Annotated in this window: 24 protein-coding genes; 5 read left to right on the top strand and 19 right to left on the bottom strand. The window is 65.8% G+C overall.

Annotated elements, in window-relative coordinates:
- The first annotated feature begins 17 nt into the window (after positions 1 to 17).
- Positions 18 to 527: a polyhydroxyalkanoate synthesis repressor PhaR gene (gene phaR / locus ABSH63_RS06330; protein ID WP_352888402.1), complete on the top strand. Its 510-nt coding sequence runs from the start codon at positions 18 to 20 to the stop codon at positions 525 to 527.
- Positions 528 to 998: 471 nt separating this feature from the next.
- Here the strand turns inward: phaR and pnp are convergent, their stop codons facing one another.
- The 11 genes from pnp to parE all read right to left on the bottom strand — a co-directional run bounded on the left by pnp (position 999) and on the right by parE (position 15,506).
- Entirely contained in the window at positions 999 to 3,104 is a 2,106-nt protein-coding gene (pnp, locus tag ABSH63_RS06325) for a polyribonucleotide nucleotidyltransferase (protein ID WP_352888401.1), read from the bottom strand.
- Positions 3,105 to 3,318: 214 nt separating this feature from the next.
- On the bottom strand, positions 3,319 to 3,588 hold the full coding sequence (gene rpsO / locus ABSH63_RS06320) for a 30S ribosomal protein S15 (protein WP_352888400.1): 270 nt from the start codon (positions 3,586 to 3,588) through the stop codon (positions 3,319 to 3,321).
- A 75-nt stretch (positions 3,589 to 3,663) separates the two neighbouring features.
- Positions 3,664 to 4,593 (bottom strand): tRNA pseudouridine(55) synthase TruB, encoded by a 930-nt coding sequence (truB, locus tag ABSH63_RS06315; RefSeq protein ID WP_352888399.1) that lies wholly within the window; start codon positions 4,591 to 4,593, stop codon positions 3,664 to 3,666.
- A 24-nt stretch (positions 4,594 to 4,617) separates the two neighbouring features.
- Positions 4,618 to 4,998, bottom strand: a complete 381-nt coding sequence (gene rbfA, locus ABSH63_RS06310) for a 30S ribosome-binding factor RbfA (RefSeq protein WP_352888398.1) — start codon at positions 4,996 to 4,998, stop codon at positions 4,618 to 4,620.
- Between the two features lie 26 nt (positions 4,999 to 5,024).
- Positions 5,025 to 7,640, bottom strand: a complete 2,616-nt coding sequence (gene infB, locus ABSH63_RS06305; RefSeq protein ID WP_352888396.1) for a translation initiation factor IF-2 — start codon at positions 7,638 to 7,640, stop codon at positions 5,025 to 5,027.
- Positions 7,641 to 7,678: 38 nt separating this feature from the next.
- Positions 7,679 to 9,169, bottom strand: a complete 1,491-nt coding sequence (gene nusA / locus ABSH63_RS06300) for a transcription termination factor NusA (protein ID WP_352888394.1) — start codon at positions 9,167 to 9,169, stop codon at positions 7,679 to 7,681.
- 8 nt (positions 9,170 to 9,177) lie between these two features.
- Positions 9,178 to 9,642, bottom strand: a complete 465-nt coding sequence (gene rimP / locus ABSH63_RS06295) for a ribosome maturation factor RimP (protein ID WP_352888392.1) — start codon at positions 9,640 to 9,642, stop codon at positions 9,178 to 9,180.
- Between the two features lie 323 nt (positions 9,643 to 9,965).
- A complete protein-coding gene (gene htpX / locus ABSH63_RS06290) occupies positions 9,966 to 10,844 on the bottom strand; it encodes a protease HtpX (RefSeq protein WP_352888391.1) in 879 nt (292 codons plus the stop codon).
- 118 nt (positions 10,845 to 10,962) lie between these two features.
- On the bottom strand, positions 10,963 to 13,197 hold the full coding sequence (gene parC, locus ABSH63_RS06285) for a DNA topoisomerase IV subunit A (RefSeq protein WP_352888389.1): 2,235 nt from the start codon (positions 13,195 to 13,197) through the stop codon (positions 10,963 to 10,965).
- 67 nt (positions 13,198 to 13,264) lie between these two features.
- Positions 13,265 to 13,585: a type II toxin-antitoxin system VapC family toxin gene (locus ABSH63_RS06280; RefSeq protein ID WP_352888388.1), complete on the bottom strand. Its 321-nt coding sequence runs from the start codon at positions 13,583 to 13,585 to the stop codon at positions 13,265 to 13,267.
- Between the two features lie 25 nt (positions 13,586 to 13,610).
- Complete coding sequence (gene parE / locus ABSH63_RS06275; RefSeq protein ID WP_352888386.1) at positions 13,611 to 15,506, bottom strand: DNA topoisomerase IV subunit B; 1,896 nt, start codon at positions 15,504 to 15,506, stop codon at positions 13,611 to 13,613.
- Between the two features lie 284 nt (positions 15,507 to 15,790).
- On the opposite strand from parE, the gene ABSH63_RS06270 reads away from it, so the two are divergent.
- The 3 genes from ABSH63_RS06270 to dxs all read left to right on the top strand — a co-directional run bounded on the left by ABSH63_RS06270 (position 15,791) and on the right by dxs (position 18,901).
- Positions 15,791 to 16,039: an exodeoxyribonuclease VII small subunit gene (locus ABSH63_RS06270; RefSeq protein ID WP_352888384.1), complete on the top strand. Its 249-nt coding sequence runs from the start codon at positions 15,791 to 15,793 to the stop codon at positions 16,037 to 16,039.
- The gene (locus ABSH63_RS06265) at positions 16,036 to 16,929 is read left to right on the top strand and encodes a polyprenyl synthetase family protein (protein ID WP_352888382.1); all 894 of its coding nucleotides are present in this window, start codon (positions 16,036 to 16,038) and stop codon (positions 16,927 to 16,929) included. Before ABSH63_RS06270 ends, ABSH63_RS06265 begins: the two co-directional genes overlap by 4 nt.
- Positions 16,930 to 17,023: 94 nt before the next feature.
- Positions 17,024 to 18,901 carry a 1-deoxy-D-xylulose-5-phosphate synthase gene (gene dxs / locus ABSH63_RS06260; protein WP_352888381.1) on the top strand — a complete coding sequence of 626 codons (1,878 nt, stop codon included), beginning with the start codon at positions 17,024 to 17,026 and terminating at the stop codon, positions 18,899 to 18,901.
- Positions 18,902 to 19,041: 140 nt separating this feature from the next.
- On the opposite strand, the gene cysG is transcribed toward dxs, so the two are convergent.
- Positions 19,042 to 20,451, bottom strand: a complete 1,410-nt coding sequence (gene cysG, locus ABSH63_RS06255; protein ID WP_352888379.1) for a siroheme synthase CysG — start codon at positions 20,449 to 20,451, stop codon at positions 19,042 to 19,044.
- A gap of 90 nt (positions 20,452 to 20,541) precedes the next feature.
- Here cysG and cysB point away from each other — a divergent pair, with 90 nt between their 5' ends.
- Entirely contained in the window at positions 20,542 to 21,525 is a 984-nt protein-coding gene (cysB, locus tag ABSH63_RS06250; protein ID WP_352888377.1) for an HTH-type transcriptional regulator CysB, read from the top strand.
- Here the strand turns inward: cysB and acpS are convergent.
- The 7 genes from acpS to lepB all read right to left on the bottom strand — a co-directional run bounded on the left by acpS (position 21,517) and on the right by lepB (position 26,188).
- Complete coding sequence (gene acpS / locus ABSH63_RS06245; RefSeq protein WP_352888375.1) at positions 21,517 to 21,906, bottom strand: holo-ACP synthase; 390 nt, start codon at positions 21,904 to 21,906, stop codon at positions 21,517 to 21,519. The two genes, cysB and acpS, sit on opposite strands and share 9 nt — an antisense overlap.
- Complete coding sequence (pdxJ, locus tag ABSH63_RS06240; protein WP_352888373.1) at positions 21,903 to 22,661, bottom strand: pyridoxine 5'-phosphate synthase; 759 nt, start codon at positions 22,659 to 22,661, stop codon at positions 21,903 to 21,905. The genes acpS and pdxJ overlap by 4 nt, the downstream gene beginning before the upstream one ends.
- A 64-nt stretch (positions 22,662 to 22,725) precedes the next feature.
- Positions 22,726 to 23,415 carry a DNA repair protein RecO gene (gene recO, locus ABSH63_RS06235; RefSeq protein WP_352888372.1) on the bottom strand — a complete coding sequence of 230 codons (690 nt, stop codon included), beginning with the start codon at positions 23,413 to 23,415 and terminating at the stop codon, positions 22,726 to 22,728.
- An 18-nt stretch (positions 23,416 to 23,433) separates the two neighbouring features.
- Positions 23,434 to 24,321, bottom strand: coding sequence for a GTPase Era (era, locus tag ABSH63_RS06230; protein ID WP_352888371.1), 888 nt, complete (start codon positions 24,319 to 24,321; stop codon positions 23,434 to 23,436).
- On the bottom strand, positions 24,314 to 25,003 hold the full coding sequence (rnc, locus tag ABSH63_RS06225; protein ID WP_352888370.1) for a ribonuclease III: 690 nt from the start codon (positions 25,001 to 25,003) through the stop codon (positions 24,314 to 24,316). The genes era and rnc overlap by 8 nt, the downstream gene beginning before the upstream one ends.
- Positions 25,000 to 25,353 carry a DUF4845 domain-containing protein gene (locus ABSH63_RS06220; RefSeq protein ID WP_352888369.1) on the bottom strand — a complete coding sequence of 118 codons (354 nt, stop codon included), beginning with the start codon at positions 25,351 to 25,353 and terminating at the stop codon, positions 25,000 to 25,002. Before ABSH63_RS06220 ends, rnc begins: the two co-directional genes overlap by 4 nt.
- Before the next feature lie 49 nt (positions 25,354 to 25,402).
- Positions 25,403 to 26,188 carry a signal peptidase I gene (lepB, locus tag ABSH63_RS06215; protein ID WP_352888368.1) on the bottom strand — a complete coding sequence of 262 codons (786 nt, stop codon included), beginning with the start codon at positions 26,186 to 26,188 and terminating at the stop codon, positions 25,403 to 25,405.
- Positions 26,189 to 26,201 lie beyond the last annotated feature (13 nt).

Below are 26,201 nucleotides of genomic sequence, written 5' to 3'. Positions count from 1 at the left end.
CCTTGAGCTCCGTTGACATGAGCGAACCCCGCATCATCAAGAAGTATCCGAACCGGCGTCTGTACGACACCCACATCAGCCGCTACATCACGCTGGAAGAGATCCGCAAGCTGGTCCTGGAACGCGTCGATTTCCGCGTCGAGGACAAGCGCACCGGCGAAGACATCACCCGCAGCATCCTGCTGCAGGTCATTGCCGAGCAGGAGGAAGGCGGCAATCCGATCTTCACCACGGAACTGCTGCAGTCCATCATCCGCTACTACGGCGATCCCATGCAGAACAGCATCGGCCGCTATCTCGAACTGTCGGCGCAACTGTTCCAGGAACAGCAGCAGCAGTTCACCGAACAATTGCGCGGGCTGCTCGGCCAAGCACCCCAGCCGATTCAGCATCTAGTCGATCTCGCCGAACGCCAGATGCCGATCTGGCGTTCGGTACGCGCCGAGTTCCTGCGCAATCTGTCCTCGCGCGCCAAGTCGATCAAGCGTCGCGCCGGCATCGACCATGGCGCCCCCGAAGACCGCTGACCCCACTCGGACCGCGCAGCGCCCGCCACACGCGCTTGCATTGGGCGGCTTGGGCGCCCGCGTCCGGCCCGCTCCCGACCATCGGCAAAACGAGCCACAAGTGACGGATGCGTCACAAATGTTCCGCCTGAACATGGTAAGTCTATGATTAATATCACGTTATTAAAACCGCCTGGCTATTGACTTCGGTGTCAGTCGTCCTTATACTGCACCGCAACATGAAGCGGTAACGAAAAACCCGGCAGGCCGGGTGGCCGTGCCGGGTCAGATGAGTCTCCTCCAGAAAGGCCTTGCGCCTTTCTCGCACCTTGCCCCCTGTTTCCCCAGGGGGCTTCTTTTTTGCCGGTCGCTGCGGGCAGCCCCGATCTCCCCAGAAAGGCTACTCCGGTGCTCGGTGCGGACACCAGAAGAGCGTATGTCCGAATGTGGGGCCGGATTCTGCCGCAGAACCCGGCCCCGTTCAACCATGATTCAGGTCACGGCCACGTCGACCGCTTTCATCGACAGGCGGATCTTGCCGTCGCGACTCACCTCGAGCACCTTGACGCGGACCTCCTGACCTTCCCTGACCACGTCCTCGACCCGCTCGACGCGCTTGTCGGCAAGCTGCGAGATGTGCACCAGGCCGTCCTTGCCCGGCGCAATCGTCACGAACGCGCCGAAATCCATGATCTTGGCCACCTTGCCTTCGTAGATCGCGCCGACCTCGACCTCACGCGTCAGCGCCTGGATGCGCTGGATAGCCGCCTCCGCTGCCTTGCCGTCAACCGCAGCGATCTTCACCGTGCCGTCGTCGCTGATGTCGATCGTCGTACCGGTTTCGCGCGTGATCGCCTGGATCGTCGCCCCGCCCTTGCCGATCACTTCGCGGATCTTGTCCGGATGGATCTTGATCGTCGTGATTCGCGGCGCGTACACCGAGAGATTGCTGCGCGGTGCCGCCAACACCTCGTTCATTTGCTTGAGAATGTGCAAGCGCGCGGCCTTCGCCTGGGTCAGCGCCTGCGCCATGATCTCGGCGCTGATACCGGCGACCTTGATGTCCATCTGTAGTGCGGTGACGCCGCTTTCGGTCCCGGCGACCTTGAAGTCCATGTCCCCGAGATGATCCTCATCGCCGAGGATGTCGGTGAGCACCGCCCAGCGCTCACCCTCGAGGATCAAGCCCATCGCCACACCGGCCACCGGCGCCTTGATCGGCACGCCGGCATCCATCAGCGACAGACAGGCACCGCAGACCGAGGCCATCGACGACGAACCGTTGGATTCGGTGATCTCCGAGACCACGCGCACCACGTAAGGGAACTCCTTTTCCAGATCGGGCATCACCGCAGCGACACCCCGCTTGGCGAGGCGGCCGTGCCCTACCTCGCGACGCTTGGGCATGTTGACGCGACCGGTCTCGCCGACGCAGTACGGCGGGAAGTTGTAATGGAACAGGAAATGATCGTGGGTCTCGCCGTCGATCGCATCGATGATCTGGTAATCCTTGCCGGTGCCCAGCGTCGTGATCGCGATGGCCTGCGTCTCGCCGCGGGTGAACAGCGCCGAGCCGTGCGCGCGTGGCATCACGCCCGTACTGATCGCGAGCGGACGAACCGTTTCACGGTCACGACCGTCGATGCGCGGCGCACCGTCGAGGATGCGGTTGCGCACGATCTTGGCCTTGAGCTCCTCGAGCTCCGCCTTGATCTGGTTTTCGGTAAACGGTGCGTCCGCGGGTCGCGCGGTCTTGGCCTGCTTGGCGATCTCATCGAGCTTGGCGTAGCGCGTCTGCTTGTCGGTATGGCCGTAGGCCTCGGTGATCGCGGTCTCGAACTGGGCGACGAAGGCCTTGACTGCGCTGCGGTCCGGCGGCGTCCACGACCATTTCGGCTTTCCGGCCTCGGCCGCTAACTCGTTGATCGCCTGGATCGCCGCCTGCATCTGTTCGTGGCCGAACAGCACGGCACCGAGCATCACCGGCTCGGGCAGCATCTTGGCTTCGGACTCGACCATCAGCACCGCGTCCTTGGTGCCGGCGACCACGAGCTCGAGCTCCGAGTCGAGCAATTCGCTCTTCGAGGGGTTGAGAATGTAGTTGCCGTTCTTGTAGCCGACCTTGGCAGCGCCGATCGGCCCCATGAACGGCACGCCGGACAATGCCAGCGCCGCCGAGGCCCCGATCATCGCCGGAATGTCGCCGTCGACCTCCGGATTGAGCGACATCACCTGCGCGATGATCTGGATCTCATTGTAGAAACCATCCGGAAACAACGGACGGATCGGCCGATCGATCAAGCGACTGGTCAAGGTCTCTTTCTCGGTCGGACGGCCTTCGCGCTTGAAGAATCCCCCAGGAATGCGGCCGCCGGCGTAGAACTTTTCAAGGTAGTCGACCGTCAGCGGGAAGAAATCCTGATCGGGCTTGGCTTCTTTCTTGGCCACCACGGTGACCAGCACGACGGTCTCGTCGATGTTCACGACGACGGCCGCGGTGGCCTGCCGGGCGATCGCGCCGGTTTCGAGAGTGACGTCACGGTTGCCGTAGCGGAACGTCTTGCGGATGGGCGTAACGGGTGTGGCGGGAACGGCCATGGGTGTTGTTCTCACGGTTGGCGACAGGCCGGTGCGCGCATCGCGCGCTCACGAAGCACTGCCGGATGTTGACTCGAGCCAAAAGGGAGTGCGCCGCAGGCGCATCGCAGCGCCGAAAACCGCCGGGGTGCCAGAAACGCAAAAACCCCCGGTGAAAGCCACAGCCTCACAGCGGGGGTTTCGAGCGGAGTTGCAAGCAACGACGGCAGGCGAATCAGCGGCGCAGGCCCAGTTCGGTGATCAGCTTGGTGTAACGGGACTCGTCCTTGCGCTTGAGATAGTCCAGCATCTGACGACGCTGGTTGACCATCTTGAGCAGACCGCGACGCGAGTGATTGTCCTTCTTGTGCTGCTCGAAATGCGGGCCCAGCGCCTTGATGCGCTCGGTGAGCAGGGCCACTTGCACCTCCGGCGAGCCGGTGTCATTGGCGCTGCGGGCGAACTTCTTGACGAGGTCCGTCTTGCGTTCAGCGGTCACGGTCATTGCTGCAAACTCCAGAATCTCAAAGATGTTAGGTCAATTCGAAAGCCCGGTATTCTAGCTTTTTCCACAGACCCATCACAAGCGGTCTGAGCGTTCGATCCGTAGCCAGCGCCGCGGCTGCAGGCAGCCCGCGACGGTCACTTCGGCCAGTCCCAGTAGTGTCCCCGTGCGGTCGATCACGGCCACGCGGCCTGGTTCGACCGCCGCGCCGAGCGCGAGTGTCTGGCCGCGCGCCAGCCGCTGCGCCTGGACATCGTTCACCGCGACACGCGGCCAATGCGCCAGCGCTGCCGCCGGCGCCAGCAACAGCCGGTCGAGCGCCTCGACGCCCTGCACGGCTGCTGCCTCGAGCTGCGACAGCGTCACCAGCGCACGGCCTTCGAACGGCGCGACCGCGGTGCGCCGCAGCGCGGTCAGATGGGCACAGCTCCCCGCCATGCGCGCGAGATCCTCGATCAGCGTGCGCACATAGGTGCCTTTGGAGCAGCGTACCTGCGCACGGAAGCGGTCCGGCGCCGACGCAGGCTCGATCTGCAGCGCGTGGATCCTGACCCGGCGCGCCGGCCGCTCGATCTCGATCCCCTGACGGGCGAGCGCGTACAAACGCTGTCCATCGTGCTTGAGCGCCGAATACATCGGTGGCACCTGCTCGATCTCGCCGAGCATTCCGGCGGCGGCGCGGGTCAACGATTCGAGAGACGGCACGGCAGCGGTTTCGATGACGTCACCCTCGGCGTCGCCGGTGCTGGTGCGCACCCCAAGCTGCGCCTCCGCGACATAGTGCTTGTCCGCATCGAGCAACACGCCGCAGAGCTTGGTCGCCTCGCCGAGGCAGATCGGCAGCGCACCCGTCGCCAGCGGATCGAGGCTGCCCGTATGGCCGGCCTTGTCGGCCTGGTAGAGACGCCGGACCTGCTGCAGCGCGTCGTTGGAGCTCACGCCGAGCGGCTTGTCGAACAGCAGAATGCCATCGACGTGGCGGTTCACTCGCCGGGGCCTGCCCATGGTCGTCGTGCCTGCCGCGCGATTTCAGTCGTCGCCCGCGGCCTCGTCGGCGTCGCGGCGCGTGACCTTGCGAATCAGCGCGCTGACACGCTCGGCCTGACGCAGCGCACCATCGGCCTCGAAGCGCAACTCAGGCACACGGCGCAGGTGTAAGCGCTTCGACAGCGCGCTGCGCAACCTGCCCGCCGCTCGGTTGAGGCCGGCGACGGCAACGGCGAGGCGCGCATCGTCGCCCAAGACACTGGCCCGCACGCGGGCGCTACGCAGATCGGGCGCGACGTCGACCGAGGTGATCGTGACCCCGGTCACGCGTGGATCCGAGAGCGAATCTCGGATCAGGATCGCGAGCTCCTCACGCAATTGGGTGTTGAGGCGCAGCGTTCGCGGAAACTCGCGCGCAGCCATCGTCACATCTCGCGCTTGAGCGTGAATCAGGCGGCCGCAGCCACCGTGCGGCGGACCTCGATGCGCTGGAAGCACTCGATTTGGTCACCCACCTTGACGTCGTTGTAATCCTTGACGCCGATACCGCACTCCGTGCCCGCTTCAACCTTGTTTACATCGTCCTTGAAGCGACGCAACGATTCGAGCACACCCTCGTAGATCACGGTCTGGTTGCGCAACACGCGAATCGGCAAGTTCCTTTGCACCGAACCCTCGATGACCAAGCAGCCGGCGATCGCACCCAGCTTGGAGCTACGGAATACCTCGCGCACCTGGGCAATGCCGACGATCTGTTCGCGCGTCTCGGTGCCGAGCAAACCGGAGACGGCGTCGCGGACATCGTCGAGGATGTCATAGATGATCGAGTAGTAACGCACGTCGACGCCGGTTTCCTGGATGCGCTTGCGCGCGCCTGCATCGGCGCGCACCGAGAAACCGATGATCGTCGCCTTGGACGCGAGCGCCAAATCGACATCCGACTCGCTGATACCCCCGATGCCGGTCGACAGCACATTGATCTTGACCTCGTCGCTGGGCAGTTTGCGCAGCGCATCGGCGATCGCTTCCGCCGATCCTTGTACGTCGGCCTTGATCATGAGGTTGAGCTGCTTGACCTCACCCTCACCCATCTTGGCGAAGACCTGATCCATGCGCAGGGCACTCGTCTGCGCCAGCTTCTGTTCACGCAGCTTCTGCTCACGCAACTGCGCGAGTTCACGCGCGCTGCGTTCGTCCGCGACCACGACGACGTCGTCGCCGGCATCGGGGGCACCGGACAAACCCAGGATCTGCACCGGGATCGACGGACCGGCCTGCTTCACCGGCTTTCCGTTTTCATCGAACATCGCGCGCACGCGGCCGAAGTGCGGACCCGACAGAACGACATCGCCCTGCTTGAGCGTACCCGCGCGCACGAGCACGGTGGCCACCGGCCCGCGGCCCTTTTCGATGGACGATTCGAGGATGGTGCCGCGCGCCAGCGACTCGATCGGCGCCTTGAGTTCGAGCATTTCGGCCTGGACCAGGATGGCGTCGAGCAGCGCATCGACGCCCTGCCCGGTGAACGCCGAGACGCCGACGCATTGGACATCGCCACCCCAATCCTCGGGGATCACCTCCTCTTTGGCCAGATCGGCCTTGACCCGGTCGAGGTCGGCCTCCGGCTTGTCGATCTTGGTGATCGCCACGACGATGGGCGCGCCGGCTGCCTTGGCGTGCTGGATGGCCTCGCGCGTCTGCGGCATCACCCCGTCATCCGCGGCCACGACCAGCACGACGATGTCGGTGACCTGGGCACCGCGCGCCCGCATACGCGTGAACGCGGCGTGGCCGGGGGTGTCGAGGAAGGTGATGATGCCTTTGTCCGTACGGACATGGTAGGCACCGATGTGTTGAGTGATCCCCCCGGCCTCCCCCGCCGCGACCTTGGTCTTGCGGATGAAATCGAGCAGCGAGGTCTTGCCGTGATCGACGTGCCCCATGATGGTGACCACGGGCGGCCTCGGCTCGGTCGCGACGTCGACCGGTTCACCGGACACCGCTTGTTCGAGCTTCTCCTCGACGTCGCTGGCCTTGACCATGCGCGCCTTGTGACCGAACTCCTCGACCATCAACGCCGCGGTATCCTGATCCAGCGTCTGGTTGATCGTTGCCATGACGCCGTTCTTCATCATCACCTTGATGAGCTCGGTCGCCTTGACGGCCATACGGTTGGCCAGCTCACCGACCGTGATGGCCTCCGGCACCTCGACCTCACGAACGATGGGCGCAACCGGTTTCTCGAAGACGTGCACATTCTCGACGCGCACGCGCCCCGAAGGCTTCTTCGCCTTACGTTCACGACGACCGCTCTTGCCCTCGGCAAGGTGCAGCTCCGAGCGCCCGTGCGGGGCGGCACGCTCGCGTCCACCCGCGCGCTTCGATGGACCCGGCGCCGACGGCGGAGGCATCGCGAGCGCACTCGGGGCAGCGGGCAGATTGCGCGCGGCTTCGGCGGCTCGTCGTACGTTTTCCGCTGCTCGTATCCGCGCCTGCTCGGCTTCCCATTTGGCGCGATAGAGCGGGTCCTCCTGCAACAGGCGGGCATGTTCCTGCTCGGCTCGACGCGCCGCAGCCTCGGCCTCCAGACGCTGGCGCTGAGCTTCCTCCTCCCGCTGCCGCCGCTCGGCCTCTTCCTGCTGCCGCCGCGCCTCGGCCTCGGCCGCCGCGCGCGCTTGGGCCTCGCGCTCGGCTGCGGCTCGCGCCGCAGCCTCATCCGGCTCGGCGGGCGTCTCGGGCGGCTGCAGGATCTCCGGCTCGTCGCGTTTGACGTAGGTGCGCTTTTTTCGCACCTCGATGCTGACCGTCTTGGCCGGGGTGCCGCGCCCGCCGCCGAGGCGCAACTCGGTCGTTTCGCGCCGCTTGAGCGTGATCTTGCGCGGCTCGCCACTGGCGACCCCGCGGGTCTTGGTTTGCAGATAACTGAGCAGTGCGACCTTGTCGTCGGCCGTCACCGCTGCATCGGGCTTGGTCACCGCCACGCCGGCCTCTTTGAACTGCGTGAGCAGTTCTTCGACCGGCCGACCAAGTTCCTTGGCAAAGTCCTGTACGGTTACCGTAGACATAACGTTTCTTCCCGAGCGTGTGCTCTGCCGCGCCGAGTTCAGGCGTAGGCCTTTGCGCGTGCTGCCATGATCAGTGCCGAGGCGCGAGCCTCGCCCAGCTCCGGCAGTAGCTCGACGAGCTCGTCCGTGGCCAGGTCGGCAAGTGCCGTGCAATCACTCACGCCGGACTCGGCAAGCTGGTACGCCGTATCCTCATCCATTCCCTCGACCGCGAGCAGATCCTCCGACGGTTGCGCATGCGCGCGCTGTTCGGCCTTGGCGATGGCCTTGGTCAGCAGAACGTCACGGGCACGGTTGCGCAGCTCCTCGACGATCTCCTCGTCGAACTCCTCGATTTTCAGGAGCTCCTGGGTGGGTACGTAGGCGATCTCTTCGAGCGTGGTGAAGCCTTCTTGCACGAGCACGGTCGCGACTTCCTCGTCGACGTCCAGCGCCTCCATGAAGCTCTGCAAAACGGATTGATTTTCTTCCTCTTTCTTGGCCTCGGCGTCGGCGGTGCTCATCACGTTGAGCACCCAGCCGGTCAACTCGGACGCGAGCCGGACGTTCTGGCCGCCGCGCCCGATCGCCTGTGCCAGCTTTTCCTCGGCCACGCCGATCGTCATCGAATGAGACTCCTCGTCGACGATGATGGTCTCGACCTCGGCAGGCGCCATCGCATTGATGACGAACTGGGCGATGTTCTCGTCCCACGGCACGATGTCGACACGCTCTCCGGCGAGCTCATTGGATACGCTCTGCACGCGCGAACCGCGCATGCCCACACAGGCGCCGACGGGGTCGATACGCTTGTCCTTGGCCTGCACCGCGATCTTTGCGCGCAAGCCCGGATCGCGGGCCGCGCCCTTGAGCTCGATCAGACCTTGTGCGATCTCCGGCACTTCGAGCTTGAACAGCTCCATCAGAAACTGCGGCGAGGTGCGCGACAGGAACAACTGCGGGCCACGCGCCTGCGGACTGACCTCGTAAAGATAACCGCGGATGCGATCACCGGGGCGCACGGACTCGCGCGGGATCAGTTGGTCGCGCAGGATGATCGCTTCTGCATTGCCACCCAGATCGACGATGACATTGCCACGCTCCAGACGCTTGACCTGACCGGTGATCAACTCCCCGACGCGATCGCGGAAGGCCTCGACCACCTGCGCACGCTCAGCCTCGCGCACCTTTTGCACGATCACCTGTTTGGCCTTCTGCGCGCCGATGCGGCCGAAATCCACCGAATCGACCTTACGCTCGATCACGTCCCCGGGCTGCGCATCCGGTTTCTCTTTGCGCGCATACGACAGCTTGATCTGACGCTCCGGATACTCGAACTCTTCGGAATCGTCTTCGAGCACGGTCCAACGCCGAAACGTCTCGTAATCGCCGGTCTCACGGTCGATCGACACGCGCAGATCGGCTTCGTCGCCGTACTGCTCCTTGCCAGCGGACGCCAGCGCCGCTTCCAGTGCCTCGAAGATCAATTCCTTGTCGACGCCCTTCTCATTGGAGACCACGTCCACCATCAACAGGATGTTCTTGTTCATGTGATCACCTACTCTCGATCGTATTCGGGCACCAACCGCGCGCGCTCGATGTCCGCGTAGGCGAGCTCGACGAGCCCGTCCTTGGTCTGCAGCCGCACGCCATCGCAACCGGCGTGACGCAACCAGCCGATGTAGCGACGGCGGCCATCACGCGGTACCAGCAATTGCACCCGTACCTGCTCACCGACGAAACGCTGAAAATGCATCGGCTTGACCAGCGGGCGATCCAGTCCGGGGGAAGACACTTCGAGCCGGTAGCCGCCGCTGATCGGGTCCTCGACGTCCAGCTGTGCGGCCACTTCACGACTCACGCGCTCGCAGTCGTCGATGCTGATGCCCCCCGGCGCGTCGATGTACAGCCGCAGCAACGCACTCTTGGTGCTCGGGCTGAATTCGAGCAACACCAGCTCGTAACCGAGCGCTTCGACGACCGGTTCGAGCATCTGCTGCAATCGCTTCGTGAGTACCGCCATGCGCCTGACTGGCCGCCTCCTGTCACGCTTCGCCAACAAAAAAGGCCCGCGGAGGGGCCTTTCTCAAGCCTTGTATCTGGAGGCGGTCCCGACCCAAGCGTCAGCCGACGCGGCCCATCGGTATCGAGTTCCGCCCCAAGGGGCGCGAATCATAGCGGATCGAAGCCAGCGAATCCAGCCCATACCGCTTGGCCGAATGGTCCGAATGGGCCCGCGGCGCACGACGGCGTCCGTCGAATGTCGAGCGCAAATCAAGCCCTTCGCGGCGCACTCCGGGCCGGCCCATGCCTGGCCGGCCCGAGCGCCAGCAGACACACGAAGCGTCAGCGCACCGAATGCGACTGCTGCAGCGCGGCGATGCGCGCATCGAGGGGCGGATGGCTGGAGAACAGCTGCGCGAACCTGCCGCCCGTGATCCCGAAGGCGGTCATGTTCTCGGGCAGGGTCGACTGGCCGTGCGCCGCCTTGAGCCGTTCCAGCGCGGCGATCATCTTGCGTCGGCCGGCCAGATGCGCGCCGCCGGCGTCGGCGCGGAACTCGCGCTGACGCGAGAACCAGGCGACGATCATCGACGCAAGGATACCGAACACGATCTGCAGCACGATCACGGTGATGTAGTAGCCCGGCCCGATGCCACGCTCGGTGCGGAACACCGCACGGTCGATGATGTAGCCGGCGACCCGCGACAGGAACATCACGAAGGTATTGAGCACGCCCTGGATCAAGGCCAAGGTGACCATGTCGCCATTGGCCACGTGTGCCACTTCGTGACCGAGCACGGCCTCCACTTCGTCCTGGCTCATGCTGCGCAGCAGGCCGGTGGACACGGCGACCAGTGCGTTGTCCTTGTTCATGCCGGTGGCGAAAGCATTCGGCTCCGGCGCGTCGTAGATCGCGACCTCGGGCATACCGATCCCGGCGGCGCGCGCCTGGCGCTCCACCGTCTGTAACAGCCACATCTCGGCCGAGTTCCGCGGCTGGGTGATGACCTGGGCGCCGGTAGCGCGCTTGGCCATCCACTTGGACATCGCCAGCGAGATGAACGACCCGCCCATGCCGAAGATCGCACTGAAGATCAGCAGGGCCTGCAGGCTGAGACCTTCTTGGGTCAGGAAGCGGTCGACGCCAAGCACGCTGGCGACCACCGAGAGCACCACGAGTACCGCGATGTTGGTGAGCAAAAACAATGCGATGCGTTTCATGACGCGAGAACGACTCCACGAAGGTTGGGACAGACGCTCATAGCCGGCATTCCCGGGACCGATGTCCGGCTAATTGCGGGCTATGACCATGAATTCAAGCGCGACGTTCGCGACCGCCTCATGACTGGGGTTTTGCGGCCTCCACCGCGTTCATGCCGTCCACGCGCTGGAAGCCCCGCGGCAGGTGGCTGCCGCGGGTCGCTCGCGAACCGACGTAGTGTTGCAAGTCCGCGGGCTTGAGCGTCAGCGTGCGCTTGCCGCAGACCAGCTCCAGGCTCGCCGTCGGCGACAGCACGGCGGCACCGAGTATGCGGTCTTCGCCCTTGAGGGCGATCAGCTTGTTACCCTTGCCCTTGGCCAGCTCGGGCAACTCGCTCAGGGGGAAGATCAGCAGACGCCCTTCGGCGGTCGCCAGCGCCAGGCGGTCGGTGGCCGGATCGGCCGCGCGCAGCGGTGGTAGCACGCTGCCGTCGCCGGCGTTGACCACGGCCTTGCCGGCGCGCTTGTTGGCTTCTAGATCACCGAGGCGCGCGAGGAAACCATAACCCTCGTCGCTGCCGAGCACGTAGCGCTCGTGTGCATCGCCCATCATCAAGCCGACGATGCGTCCGCCGTCCTGCAGTTCCAGCCATTTGGTCACCGGCTCGCCCTGCGAGCGCGCGCTCGGCAGCTCGCGCGGATTGAGCGTGTAGCAGCGCCCCTTGTGGTCGATCAGCACCAGCAACTGATGGGTCTTGCCACGCACATGGCAGAGGTATTCGTCACCGGCCTTGTAGCTGAGTGCCAGCGGATCGAGTTCGTGTCCCTTGCCGGCACGGATCCAGCCGGCCTTGGACAGCACCACGGTCACCGGCTCAGCCGGCACGATCTCGTTGACTTCGAGCGCCTGCGCCGGCGGCTTGGCGTTGATCGGGCAACGGCGTGCATCACCGTATTTCTTGGCGTCCTCCTTGAGCTCTTCACCGATCAGCTGGCGCAGCTTGTGGTCGTCGCCGAGCAGTTCTTCAAGCCGTGCCCGCTCGGCCGCCAGCTCCTCCTGCTCGCCCTTGATCTTCATCTCCTCAATTTTCTGCAGGTGACGCAGCTTGAGGTCGAGGATGTAGTCGGCCTGCACCTCGGTGAGCGCAAAGGTACGGATCAGGCTCGCCCTGGGGTCATCCTCGTAGCGGATGATGCGGATCACCTCGTCGATGTTCAGATAGGCGATCAGCAGGCCTTCGAGCAAGTGCAGGCGCTCGTTGACCTTGCCGAGACGATGGTTGAGACGGCGCGTGACCGTCGCGAACCGGTACTCCAACCACTCGCCCAGAATCTCCTTGAGGTTCTTGACCCGCGGCCGGCCATCGAGGCCGATCATGTTGAGATTGACCCGGTAGCTCTTTTCGAGATCAGTGGTCGCGAACAGGTGCGCCATCAACTGCTCGGCATCGACGCGATTCGAACGCGGCACGATGACCAACCGCGTCGGGTTCTCATGATCGGACTCATCGCGCAAATCCTCGACCAGCGGCAGCTTCTTCGCGCGCATCTGCTCGGCGATCTGTTCGAGCACTCGCGCCGGCGACACCTGGAACGGCAGATGGGTGATGACGATGTCACCGTCGTCCTCGCGCTCCCAGCGTGCCCGCGCGCGAACCTGGCCCGTACCGGTCTGATAGATCTTGAGCAGGTCGTGCGGCTCGGAGACGATCTCGCAGGCGGTCGGAAAATCCGGCGCCGGCACGAACTCGCAGAGCTTCTCGATGTGTGCGTTCGGATGCTTGAGCAGATGCAGGCAGGCGGCCACCAGCTCGCGGATGTTGTGTGGCGGAATGTCGGTGGCCATGCCGACCGCGATCCCGGTCGTGCCGTTGACGAGGATGTTCGGCAGCCGCGCCGGCAGTAGCTTGGGCTCCTGCAGCGTGCCGTCGAAGTTCGGCACCCAATCGACCGTGCCCTGTTCGAGCTCGGACAGCAGCGTGGCCGCGTATAGTGTCAGCCGCGACTCGGTATAGCGCATCGCGGCAAAGGATTTTGGATCGTCCGGCGAGCCCCAGTTCCCCTGCCCGTCGATCAGCGGGTAGCGGTAGTTGAACGGCTGCGCCATCGCGACCATGGCCTCATAGCAGGCCGAGTCGCCGTGCGGATGGAACTTGCCGATCACGTCGCCGACGGTGCGTGCGGACTTCTTGTGCTTGGCACCCGCCGACAGGCCGAGCTCGCTCATCGCGTAGACGATGCGCCGCTGCACCGGCTTCAAACCGTCGGCGATGTTCGGCAACGCGCGGTCGAGCACGACGTACATCGAATAGTCGAGATAGGCCTTCTCAGCGAAGACGCGCAGCGGCAGTTTTTCGGTGTCGATGGATTGCATGCTTGATGAGTGAGCTTTGCTGTTCAAGCCGGAACAAAGCCGCCAAGCGGCCTGGGATGAGATGGCTTCAGACGACTCGAGTTACGACGCGGACCATCGGTCCGTAGCGATCGAGTTGCCGGTGCGCAGTCAGCAGAATCGGAGGTTCCGCCAGACTCTGTGCAACGAGCATGCGGTCGAAGGGATCCTGGTGATCATCGAAGCGCGGCAGCTTTGCGACCGCCAGTACGTGCGCAGATTCAATACCAAGCCAGTGAAAGCCGTCGCGCTCGACTTGTGCGCTAAAGCGCGCCAAGTCGAGCCGCAACTTGCCGTTGGCGATGTTGATCGCAGGCTCCCACTGGCTCGCACGGCTGACATCGCATTCACCTTCAGGACGGACTAACACCCAGTCTATCGGCTCGCCCCATGTCTTACACCTCGGCGCGATTGCCTTCGCGTTCGAGCCAGTCTTTGCGATCCGCCGCCCGTTTCTTGGCCAGCAGCAGGTCCATGACCGATTCGGCGGGCTGGTCGTCCAAGGACAGTTGCACGAGGCGGCGCGTGTCCGGCGCCATCGTCGTTTCGCGCAGTTGCAGGGGATTCATTTCGCCAAGCCCCTTGAAGCGGGTGACGCTGACCTTGGCCTTGTTGCCTTCGGCGGCGAGCCGATCGAGCACGCCCTGCTTTTCCGACTCGTCGAGCGCGTAGAACACCTGCTTGCCGGCATCGATGCGAAACAGCGGCGGCATCGCGACATAGAGGTGCCCCCGCTCGACCAGGGGCCGGTAGTGTTTCAGAAACAGCGCGCACAACAAGGTGGCGATGTGCAGACCGTCAGAGTCGGCGTCGGCGAGCACGCAGATCTTGCCGTAGCGCAGACCGGAGAGATCCGCGCTGCCCGGATCGACGCCGATGGCGACGCTGATGTTGTGGATTTCATCGGACGCCAAGACCTCGCTGGGATCCACTTCCCAGGTGTTGAGAATCTTGCCGCGCAGCGGCATGACGGCCTGGAACTCGCGATCGCGCGCCTGTTTGGCGCTGCCGCCAGCGGAATCCCCCTCGACCAGGAACAGTTCGGTGCGAGAGACATCGCTCTGCACGCAGTCGGCGAGCTTGCCCGGCAGCGCCGGGCCCGTCGTGACCTTCTTGCGCACGACCTGCTTGGCCAGCTTGAGCCGCGCGTTCGCGCTGGCGATGACGAGCTGCGCGATCTGCTCTCCGGCCTCCGGGTGCTGATTCAGCCACAGGCTGAAGGCGTCATGGACGACGCCGGAGACGAAAGTCGCCGATTCGCGCGACGACAGGCGTTCCTTGGTCTGGCCGGCGAATTGCGGTTCCTGCATCTTCACCGACAGCACGTAGGCACAATCCTGCCAGACGTCCTCGGGTGCGAGTTTGAGGCCACGCGGCAACAGGTTGCGGAACTCACAGAACTCGCGGATCGCCTCGGTCAGACCGGTGCGCAGACCGTTGACGTGGGTACCCCCCTGTGGCGTCGGAATCAGGTTGACATAACTCTCGGCCACCGGCTCGCCGCGCGGGCCTTGCGAGTTGAGCCAGACCAGGGCCCACTCCACTTCTTCGCGCGTGCCCTTGAAGTTGCCGACGAAGGGCTCCGCCGGCAAGGTCTCGGCGCCGCCGAGCGCGTCGCGCAAGTAGTCGCGCAAGCCGTTTTCGTACTGCCAGACGCTGACCTCACCGCTCGCGGCCTCCGTCAACGTGACCTTGAGGTTTGGACACAGCACCGCCTTGGCCCGCAGCACCTGCTTGAGCCGCGACACCGAAAACTTGGGCGAGTCGAAGTATTTCGCGTCCGGCCAGAACCTCACCGCAGTCCCTCGACGGTTCTTCGGTACCGTGCCGACAGGGGTGAGCCCCTCCGCCACCTCACCGCCGGCAAAGGCGATCCGGTACTCGGTGCCGTCGCGAAAGACGCGCACCTCGAGCCGGGTCGAGAGCGCATTGACCACCGAGACGCCGACGCCGTGCAAACCGCCGGAGAACTGGTACTGCTTGTTCGAGAACTTGGCGCCCGAATGCAGCTTGGTCAGGATCAGCTCGACGCCGGTGACCTTGTGCACCGGGTGGACGTCGACCGGCATGCCACGGCCGTCGTCCGCGACCTCCAGCGAGCCGTCGGCGTGCAGCGTGACGGCAATGTTCTTGCAGTAGCCGGCGAGTGCCTCGTCGACGGCGTTGTCGATGACTTCCTGTGCGAGGTGATTGGGGCGTGCGGTATCGGTGTACATACCGGGACGCTTGCGCACGGGCTCCAGCCCTTGCAGCACCTCGATCGCTTCTGCGCTGTAGTTGGAATTGGCCATGATCGGGATGAAAAAAGCGCGCGGACACTAGCCCATGCGCGTCGGACCGGCAACTGACCGCGGGGCCCGAGCTACGCGGCGTTCGCGGGCTGGGTGACCTTCCGTGACGACCTGCCGCAGCGTAAGGTGAGGACGCCGAACCCTCCGGCGCCTTAAGCGCCTCTGCTGCCTGCGCAGACACCGTGAGCGACGCTGGGCTAAACTCGCTGCCAGCCGCGCTGGGGGCACATTTTTCATCACGGATATCCCACAAGTTTAACGACTCATCACAGGCCGTCGCAGCCATGTCCCATGAATCCGACCCCGCGCGCCTGCCAGACGGCGACCCCGTCGGCCGCTTCGAGGAAGCGATGAAGGAGCTCGAAGGCATCGTTCAGAGCCTGGAGCGCGGCGAATTACGGCTCGAAACGTCGTTGCGCTTGTTTCAGCGCGGCATCGAGCTGACGCGCGAATGCCGCAGCGCACTCGACAACGCCGAACTCCAGGTCCGCACGCTCCTGCAGGCCGAGCCGCCGAGCGACGGAGCCCCGTGAGCCCCGAGATCGAGGCCTTGATCGCCGATCGGCGCAACCGGCTGGCGATGGCGCTGGACCGTCACCTGCCGCCGGCCGAGCACTACCCCGCGCGCCTGCATCAAGCGATGCGCTACGCCAGCGAGGGCGGCAAGCGCCTGCGGCCGCTGCTGGTCTACCTCGGTGGGCACGCGCTCGGCACCGATCCGCGGCGGCTCGATGCGGCCGCCTGCGCGGTCGAAATGATCCATGCCTACTCACTGGTACACGACGATCTGCCGGCCATGGACGACGACGCCCTGCGCCGCGGCCGGCCGACGACGCACGTCGCCTACGACGAAGCCACGGCGATCCTGGTCGGCGATGCGCTGCAGGCCCTGGCGTTCCAGACGCTCGCCGAGGACGCAGCCGCGGGACTGTCCGCCGAGCAACGGCTGCGCATGATCGGCGTGCTGGCGACCGCGGCGGGCTCGCGCGGCATGGTCGGCGGTCAGGCGGTCGACCTCGCCAGCGAGCATCGTCAACTCACGCTCGCCGAACTGGAAGCCTTGCACATCCACAAGACCGGCGCGCTGATCCGCGCCTGCCTGCAGATGGCCGGCATCGCTGCCGACGACGCGTCGCCGGCAGCGATCGAGGCGCTGGATTGCTACGGCAAGAGCGTGGGCCTTGCGTTTCAGATCCAGGACGACGTGCTCGACATCGAAGGCAACTCGGCAACCCTTGGCAAGACCGCCGGCAAGGATCACGCGAGTGGCAAGTCGACCTACCCCTCGCTGCTCGGACTCGGCGAGGCACGCCGCCGCGCCGACGCGCTGTTCGCGCGCGCATGCGAGGCGCTGGTACCGCTGGGCGCGCCTGCCGAGCCGCTGCTCGCCTATACGGAATCGATTCGCCGGCGCGCCCACTGACTCGGTCGGCATCGCGCTGCAATCCGCGACATGGCTTCGGCGATAATGATCGGCTGATCGCATCCTCGCCGCGCAAGGCGCATACTTTGACCTCATGACCGACATTCCCGGATACGCCCTGCTCGGACGCGTCAATGCGCCAGAGGACTTGCGCCGATTGCCGGCGAGCGACCTGCCGGCGCTCGCGGTCGAGATACGCCGCTATCTGATCGAAACGCTCGGCCGGATCGGCGGACACTTCGCCGCCAATCTCGGCACCGTCGAGCTGTCGATCGCGCTGCACCGCGCCTTCGACACGCCGCACGACCGCCTGGTCTGGGACGTCGGCCACCAGGCCTACCCGCACAAGATGCTCACCGGGCGGCGCGCGCGGCTCGAAACCATCCGCCGCCTCGGCGGGCTGGCACCGTTCTGCCATCGCGCCGAGAGTGAGTACGACACCTTCGGCGTCGGCCACTCGTCGACGTCGATCTCCGCCGCCGCCGGCATGGCCGCCGCCGCGCGCGTGAAGCACGAGCGACGCCGTGTCGTCGCGGTGATCGGCGACGGCGGCATGACGGCGGGCATGGCCTACGAGGCGCTCAACCACGCCGGTCACCTCAAGCTCGACATGCTCGTGATCTACAACGACAACGACATGTCGATTTCCGAGAACGTGGGCGCGATGCGCGACCATTCCGCGCGCCTGCTGGCAAAGCTCGGCATCGAGGCACCACACCGGCGCCGCCCGGCGGAGCACGATTCCCATCCGGCCCACCTGGACGAACCCGGCGCGATGTTCCGGACGCTGGGCTTCGACTACCACGGCCCGATCGACGGGCACGACCTCGATGCCCTCGGCGCCGCACTGGAGCGCCTCAAGGACGCCAAAGGGCCGCAGTTGCTGCACGTGGTCACGGTCAAGGGCAAGGGCTTCGAGCCGGCCGAACTCGATCCGATCAAATACCACGGCGTCACCCAGTTCGACCCGGTCACCGGCGCCTTCGCGCGCGGCAAGCCAGCGGGCGCGCCGAGCTATACCCAGGTCTTCGGTCAGTGGCTGTGCGAGGCGGCCGCCGCCGATCCCAGGGTCGTCGCCATCACGCCGGCGATGCGCGAGGGCTCGGGACTGGTCGAGTACGCGCAGCGCTTCCCGACGCGGTACTTCGACGTCGGCATCGCCGAGCAGCACGCCGTCACCCTCGCTGCCGGGCTGGCATGCGAAGGCTTGAAGCCGGTGTGTGCGATCTATTCCACGTTCCTGCAGCGCGGCTACGATCAACTGATCCACGACGTCGCGATCCAGAACCTGCCGGTGCTGTTCGCCCTCGACCGCGGCGGGCTGGTCGGCGCCGACGGCGCGACCCACCACGGCGCCTTCGACTTCTCCTTCTTGCGCTGCATCCCGAACATGGTGGTGATGGCGCCGTCCGACGAAAACGAATGCCGGCGTATGCTGGCCACGGGTCTTGCGCTGCAACAGCCCAGCGCCGTGCGTTATCCGCGCGGCCACGGACGCGGCGTCGCCCTCGATGCCGAGGCTCGGCCGCTGCCGCTCGGCAAGGGCCGCATCCTGCGCGAAGCCCATGGCCGCCGTCGGCCGCGCGTCGCGCTTCTCGCCTTCGGCACGATGGTGCAGCCGGCGCTCGAGGCCGCCGAGATCTTCGATGCCGTGGTCGCCGACATGCGCTTCGTCAAGCCGCTCGACGCCGAGCTGATTCTCGAACTCGCCAACGAGAACGATCTGCTGGTCACGCTCGAGGACAATGTGCGCCTGGGCGGCGCCGGCTCGGCGGTCAACGAGGTGCTCGTCGCCCAGCATCACACGGTGCCGGTCCTCAACCTCGGCCTACCCGACCATTTCGTCGAGCACGGGACTCGGGAAGAACTGCTCGCGCAGTGCGGGCTCGACACCGCCGGCATCCAGCGCGCGATCGCCAAGCGCTTGCGTTCGCGCGATCTCGACCGGCCGAGCAGCCAGCACCTGGCCTGATCGCACGGCGCTGCGCCGCGCGCACTGACCCCGCGGCGCCGGCTCCAACGGCGATTGCGGCGTACGGCGCTCGCCCCGCGGGCACGCCTTGCCCGGCGCAGCCGTGCACCGCCGCATCACGGTGCAAAAGGCCGACGGCGTCAGCGCGGGGCGACGTGCGCCGCCTCGACGTGCCAGCGCAGATGACCGCGCAGACGCACGACCTCGCCGACGATCAAGAGGCTCGCGCCTTTGAAGCCGGCCGCCTGGACCCGCTGCGGCAGATCATCCAGCGTGCCGACGACGACGCGCTGGTGGGGCGACGTGCCCTCCTCGACCATCGCGGCCGGCCAGTCTGCCGGCAGCCCATGTTGGATCAGTTCGGCGCATAGCGCCGGCAGCGTGTGCAAGCCCATGTAGACGACCACGGTCTGCCCGCGCCGTGCGAGTTGGTCCCAGTGCAGATCCAGCGTGCCGTCCTTGCGCGCATGGCCGGTGACGAAGATGCACGACTGCGCGTAGTCGCGATGGGTCAGAGGAATGCCAGCGTAGGCGGCACAGCCGCTCGCCGCGGTGATGCCGGGCACGACCTGGAACGGGATGCCGTGCGCCATCAAGGTGTCGATCTCCTCGCCGCCGCGACCGAAGATGAAGGGATCGCCGCCCTTGAGCCGCAGCACGCGCAGGCCCTGCTGCGCAAGGCGCACCAACTCGGCGTTGATCTGCTCCTGCGGTACCGCGTGCTGGCTGCGTGCCTTGCCGACGAACAGCCGCCGCGCGTCGCGCCGCACGAGTTCCAGCACCTGCGGCGCGATCAAACGGTCGTGCAGCACGACATCGCACTGCTGCATCAGACGCAGTGCCTTGAAGGTCAACAGATCCGGATCACCCGGACCAGCGCCCACCAGGTAGACCTCGCCCACCTGCGGGCGCGCGTCGATCAAGGCCCTTAACCCGGCTTCGGCTGCCGCCTCATCGCCCGCCAGGACGCGCTCGGCCGCCGGGCTGTCGAGGAAGCGTTCCCAGATGCCGCGCGGCTCGCCCTGCGCCGTCGCGCCGCGCACCGCATCGCGACGCCGCCGCATGAAATCCGCCAGGCGGCCGTAAGTCGCGGGCAGCCAGGTCTCGATGCGCTCACGCAGACGCCGTGCCAAAACCGGCGCCGCGCCGCCACTGGAGATCGCGACCATCAGCGGAGCGCGATCGACGATCGCCGGCGTGATGAAGCGGCTCAGCTCGGCATCGTCGACGACGTTCACCGGCACGCCGGCGGCCTCGGCAGCGGCGGCGACGCGCGCGTTGAGCGCGCGATCGTCGGTCGCGGCGATGGCCAGGCGGCAGCCGCGTAACTGCGCTTCGTCGAACGCGGCCGCGACATGGACGGCTTTGCCGGTCTCGCAGATCAGGCCGATCTCGGGCGTCAGCGCCGCAGCGACGATTTCGACACGCGCACCGGCACGCTGCAGCAGACGCAGCTTGCGCAAGGCGACTTCGCCGCCGCCGACCAGCAGCACGCGCTGACCCTGGAGCTTGAGAAACAGCGGGTAGTAGGGCCAGACCGGTTCGCTCATCGGCGGATACGGGTGGGATGACGATGCAGCGTTGCGGCTGCGGAGCGGCTATTCTGCCACCGCTCTGCTGCCGCCCCACGACTCGCCGCCATGAAGCTCCGCCAGCTCCGCTACATCTACGAGGTCGCCCAACGCGGTCTGAACGTCACCGCCGCTGCCGAGGCGCTGTTCACCTCCCAGCCCGGCGTCAGCAAACAGATCCGCTTGCTCGAAGAGGAGCTCGGCGTCGACATCTTCGTGCGCAGCGGCAAGCACCTGTCGGAGATCACCCCGGCCGGCCAGCGCATCCTCGAATACACGCGGCGCCTGCTCGGCGAGGTCGAGAACATCGAGCGTATCGCCGAGGAATTCCGCCACAGCGACCGCGGCGATCTTTCGATCGCCACCACCCACACCCAGGCGCGCTACGCGCTGCCACCGGTGATCCATGCCTTTCGCAAGCGGTATCCCAAGGTCACCCTGCACCTGCACCAGGGCTCACCGCCACAGATCGCGAAGATGGCTGCCGACGGCCAGGCCGATTTCGCGATCGCGACCGAAGCGCTGCACCACTTCGATAGTCTGGTGATGCTGCCCTGCTACCGCTGGAACCGCTGCGTGCTGGTCCAGCCGGAGCATCCGCTCGCGCAGATCAAGCGGCTGCAATTGGCTGACATCGCCAAGTATCCGATCATCACTTACACCTTCGGCTTCACCGGGCGCTCGAAGCTCGATCAGGCATTCGCTGCGCATGGCCTCAAGCCCGATGTGGTGCTCACTGCCGTCGACGCCGACGTGATCAAGACCTACGTGCGCCTGGGCCTGGGTATCGGCATCGTCGCCGGGATGGCTTATGACGAACGCGTCGATCGCGACCTGGTGCGCCTGCCGGCCGACCATTTGTTCGAAGCGAGCACCACGCACATCGGCTTTCGTCGCGGCCTGTTCCTGCGCGGCTACATGCACGACTTCATCGAGATCTTCGCGCCGCATCTGACGCGCACACTGATCGAAGAGATCGCCACGGTCGCCGAGGCCGAGGAGCGCCGGCGTCTGGTACGCGAACGCATTCCGCAGGTGCCGGTTTCAGGCTGAGCGGCGTTCGAGCACGACGCAGGCGCAGACCAGGCCGCCGTCGTCGCTGAGCGAGACGTGCACGGCGCCGATCCCCTCGCGATCGAGCCGTGCCTGCATCGCATCGCTGAACACCATCTGCGGGCGCCCGTTGGCGGCGCGCACGACGCCGACATCGCGCCAGCGTATACCGGAAAAGCCCGTGCCCAGCGCCTTGACGAAGGCCTCTTTCGCCGCGAAGCACATCGCCAGCGCACGCGCAGTGTTCCCGCGCCGGCGCACCTCGCGCAACTCGGCCTCGCCGAGCATGCGCGTCAGCAGCCGCTCGCCGTGGCGCGCGAGTGCCTTGTCCATGCGCTCGATGCGCAGGATGTCGACACCGACGCCGTGAATCGCGCTCATGCCAGGCCGAGCCGCGCGCCGATCATCGTGCGTCGCATCTCCGCGACCGCCGCCGGCAGGCCGACGAACAGCGCACGCGCGACGATGCTGTGACCGATGTTGAGCTCGACGATCGGCTCGATGCGCGCCACCGCACCAACGTTGTCCAGATGCAGGCCATGACCGGCATGCACCTCGAGCCCTGCCTGCTGGGCGTCGCGGGCGAAACGCGCGATGCGCGCGAGTTCGGTCTGCTGCCGGCGACCGCGCAGCTCGGCATAGCGACCGGTGTGGATCTCGATATGCGGTGCGCCACTGGCGATCGCGGCGTCGAGCTGCTTCGGATCGGGATCGATGAACAGCGCCGTTTGGATGCCGGCGCGCGCCAGCCGCGCGCAGGCCGCGGTCACCGCACGGCGCTGGCCGGCGACGTCGAGTCCGCCCTCGGTGGTCAGCTCGCGACGCCGCTCCGGCACCAGGCAGGCGTAGCGCGGCTTGATGCGGCAGGCGAACGCGAGCATCTCCTCGGTGATCGCCATCTCCAGATTGATCGGTACCGGGCAGCGCGCCTTGAGCCGACGCACATCGTGTTCCTGGATGTGGCGCCGGTCCTCGCGCAGATGGATGGTGATGCTGTCGGCGCCGGCGGCGGCGGCCAAAAGGCCTGCTTCGACCGGATCGGGGTAGTCGGTGCCGCGCGCCTGGCGCACGGTGGCGACGTGATCGACGTTGACGCCAAGTCTGATTGCGGAAGCGACAGCGGGCGAGGACGGCATCGGCGGGCAGGAGCGAAGCGGCGGGAGCGTGAAGATAGCCGAAGCGCGCACACCGCGGCGTGCGTCACTGCCGGCGGCGCAGCTCACGCAAAAGGCGCGCCGTCGCGAGCTCACGATCGCCCAGATGCACGCGCAGCGCCGCACGCAGCACGCTACGCGCATCGCGCAGTGTTTGCGCAGAGTCGAAGCGCTCCTCGCGCAGGGCGATCAGACTGGAGCCCGCCACACCCACTCGATCCTCGACCGGACCGCTGAGCGCGTCATAGCGATATCGCCCCCCTGCGTCGAGCCAGTCTGGCAGATGAAGCGCATAGCCCAGATCGGCGAGCAGGCGCTTCTCGAACACGCGCAGGGCGATCTCGGCCTCGTCTGCGGCCCCGGCCAGTTGCGGCAGCAGAGTCTCGTAGAGCGCGTAAAGCCGCGGATGCGGGTCGTCGCGCTGCAACAGGCGCAAGAGCAGTTCGTTCAGATACCAGCCGTAGAAGATGCGCTCGCCGGACAAAGGGATCGCAGGGCCACGCGCCTCCGCCGCGCGCAAAGTGCCGAGCTCGCCGGTCGCCTGCCACGACACCAACAGGGGCGTGAAACTCTGCAAGGCGGCGCCGAGGTGCGATCTGCGGGCGCGCACACCGCGCGCCACCAGGCCCACGCGCCCATGGTGTAGTGTCAACATTTCGAGCAAGCGACTGCTGTCGCGATAGGGTCGCTGCGCCAGCACGAACGCCGGTTCGAGTTCGATCGTGCGACGGCTCATCGCCAAACGAAACGCCGCTCAGTCATCTCCGGATAGGCCGAAGCGGCGCAAGGCCTTGGGATCGTCGCTCCAGTTCTCGCGCACCTTGCACCACAGCCGCAGGAACAAGCGGCGGCCGAGGCTGCGCTCCAGCTCGCGCCGCGCTGCAGTACCGACCTTCTTCAGCGTCTCGCCGTTCTCGCCGATGACGATCTTCTTTTGGCCATCGCGTTCGACCCAGACGATGGCGCTGACACGGTCGAGTCCGCCTTCGCGCTCGTAGTGCTCGACCTCGACGGTGAGCGCGTACGGCAGCTCCTGATGCAGCGTGCGGATCAGCTTCTCGCGGATCACTTCGGCGACGGTGAAGGCGTCGTCGTGCGCGACCACCTGACCGGGCGGATACAGCGGGGGGCCCTCGGGCAGCGCCTTGAGAATCTCGTCGCGCAGGGCATCGAGGTTGTCGCGCTTGACCGCGGACACCGGCACGATGAAGCGATAGTCGCGCATCGCCGAGAGTCTCTGCAGCTCCGGCAGCAAGACACTGCGGTCTTTGATGCGGTCGACCTTGTTGACGATCAGGGCGACGGGCACGTCACGCGTCGCCAAGCGATCGAACACGGCCTGATCCTCCGCGGTCCAGCGTCCTGCCTCGATCACGAACAGCACCAGATCGACATCGTGCAGGGCCCCGGCCGCGGCCTCGTTCATCGCGCGGTTCAGCGCGCGCTTTTGCAGACGATGCAGGCCCGGGGTATCGACGAAGACGATTTGATCGTCACCGACGTGCAGCACGCCCTGGATACGATGCCGCGTGGTCTGCGGCTTGTGCGAGACGATGCTGACTTTGCGCCCGACCAGGGCGTTCAGCAGCGACGATTTTCCAACGTTGGGTCGACCCGTGATGGTGACGATACCGCTACGCATGATCGCGCGCCTCCAGCATCGCCAGCACGGTGGCGGCGGCCTGTTGTTCGGCGACGCGGCGACTGCCGGCCTCGGCAATGCAACCGCTACCGTCGTCATCGGGAAGACTGCAGCGCACCGAAAACCGGCGCGCATGCGCAGGTCCATCCTCGGCCAGCACCTCATAGCGCGGCAGCGGCCGCGAACGCGCTTGCAGCCACTCCTGCAGCCGCGTCTTCGGATCTTTCAACGATTCGGCGTCCGGCAACTGCGCCAGAAGCGGTGCGAACAGGCGGCGCACGACGCGCTGCGCGACCTCGAAGCCGCCGTCGAGGTAGACGGCGCCGAGCACGGCCTCGAAGGCATCGGCGAGGATCGACTCGCGCCGAAAGCCGCCGGACTTGAGCTCGCTCTCACCCAGGCGTATCACCGAACCCAGATCGAGATCACGCGCGAGGCGCGCCAGCGAAGCCTCGCGTACCAAGCTCGCGCGCAAGCGTGACAGGGCGCCCTCTTCCGCGGCCGGCCGAATCTCATACAACGCACCGGCGATCACGAAGTTCACCAGCGCATCCCCGAGAAACTCGAGCCGCTCGTTGTTGCGCGTGCCAAGGCTGCGATGGGACAGCGCGCGCTCCAGCAGCGCCACGTCAGCGAAACGGTGGTCGAGTCGCTGTTGTAGATGGTCCAGCGGGTCGATCAAGACTGGATGTTGGACAGCGGTACGTCATCCGCAAACTCGATGACGATCGAGATGTTGTAGAACAGCCGCTCGCGCGCCTCGTAGGCATAGCTCAGAAAGCGGCCGCTCGCAGTGCGCTTGACCTTGATGTCGCGCGGCTCGAGATACTTGATGTCCTCGATGTCCCAGTAGCGCTGCAGATCACGGCGCAGATCGTGCAGTTCGGCGCGACCGTTTTCAGGATCGGCAGCAACCTTGCTGACCGAGCTCGCCACCTTCATCTGGTTCAGGTAGATCGGCAGGCATTTGACCACGACGATCGCGGTGAACGCGATCACGCCGAGCACGAACAGCAGCCCGAACCAACCCAAGCCCCTTTGACGACTCCGCATTCGCATGTTTGCCCTTTGCTGTCAGCGATTACCGGATCGAGGTACCGATACGCGCAAAGCGGATACCCGGATCGGCCGCGTCCCACGACATCCAGATGAAAAAGGCCTTGCCCACCAGGTTGCGCTCCGGCACCGTCCCCCAACGTCGGCTGTCATCGGACCCGTCACGGTTGTCGCCCATCATGAAGTACTCTCCTTGGGGAACGAGGACTTCGAAATCGTCGGCTGGACGGCTCGGATCGATCTTCACGTGATGCTCGACACCGTCGAGATTCTCGCGGAAGCGATAGGCGACCGCAGCCGGCGACCATTCCGGCGCAGTATAAACACCGTCGGGCTCCAGCGGCATCGGCTCGCCATTGATGTAGAGACGCTTGTCGCGATAGACGACGCGGTCCCCCGGCAGGCCGACGACGCGCTTGATGAAGTCTTTGCTCGGATCGAGCGGCCAGCGGAACACGACGATGTCGCCGCGCTGCGGCTCGCCGCCACCGATGAACTTGGTGTGCATCACCGGATCGCGCAGGCCGTAGCTGAACTTGTTGACGAGGATGAAATCGCCGACCAGTAAGGTTGGGATCATCGAGCCTGACGGGATGCGAAACGGCTCGACGATGAACGATCGCACGATCAGCACGATGAAGATCACCGGGAAGAACGAACGGCAGAAATCGACGAAGGCGCCCGGCTTGGGCGCACCGACGATCTGCTCGCGTCGTCGCGCCAAGTACCACTTGTCCAGCGCCCAGACGACGCCGGTGACGATCGTCAGCGCCGTGAGAATGACCGCAAAATCGATGTGAAAGTCCGACACAGGAGGCCCCCGA

This window comes from Sinimarinibacterium thermocellulolyticum, from assembly GCF_040327995.1.
GTDB classification, from domain to species: domain Bacteria; phylum Pseudomonadota; class Gammaproteobacteria; order Nevskiales; family Nevskiaceae; genus Solimonas; species Solimonas thermocellulolyticum.
This window is presented reverse-complemented; position numbering and strand designations above follow the sequence as displayed.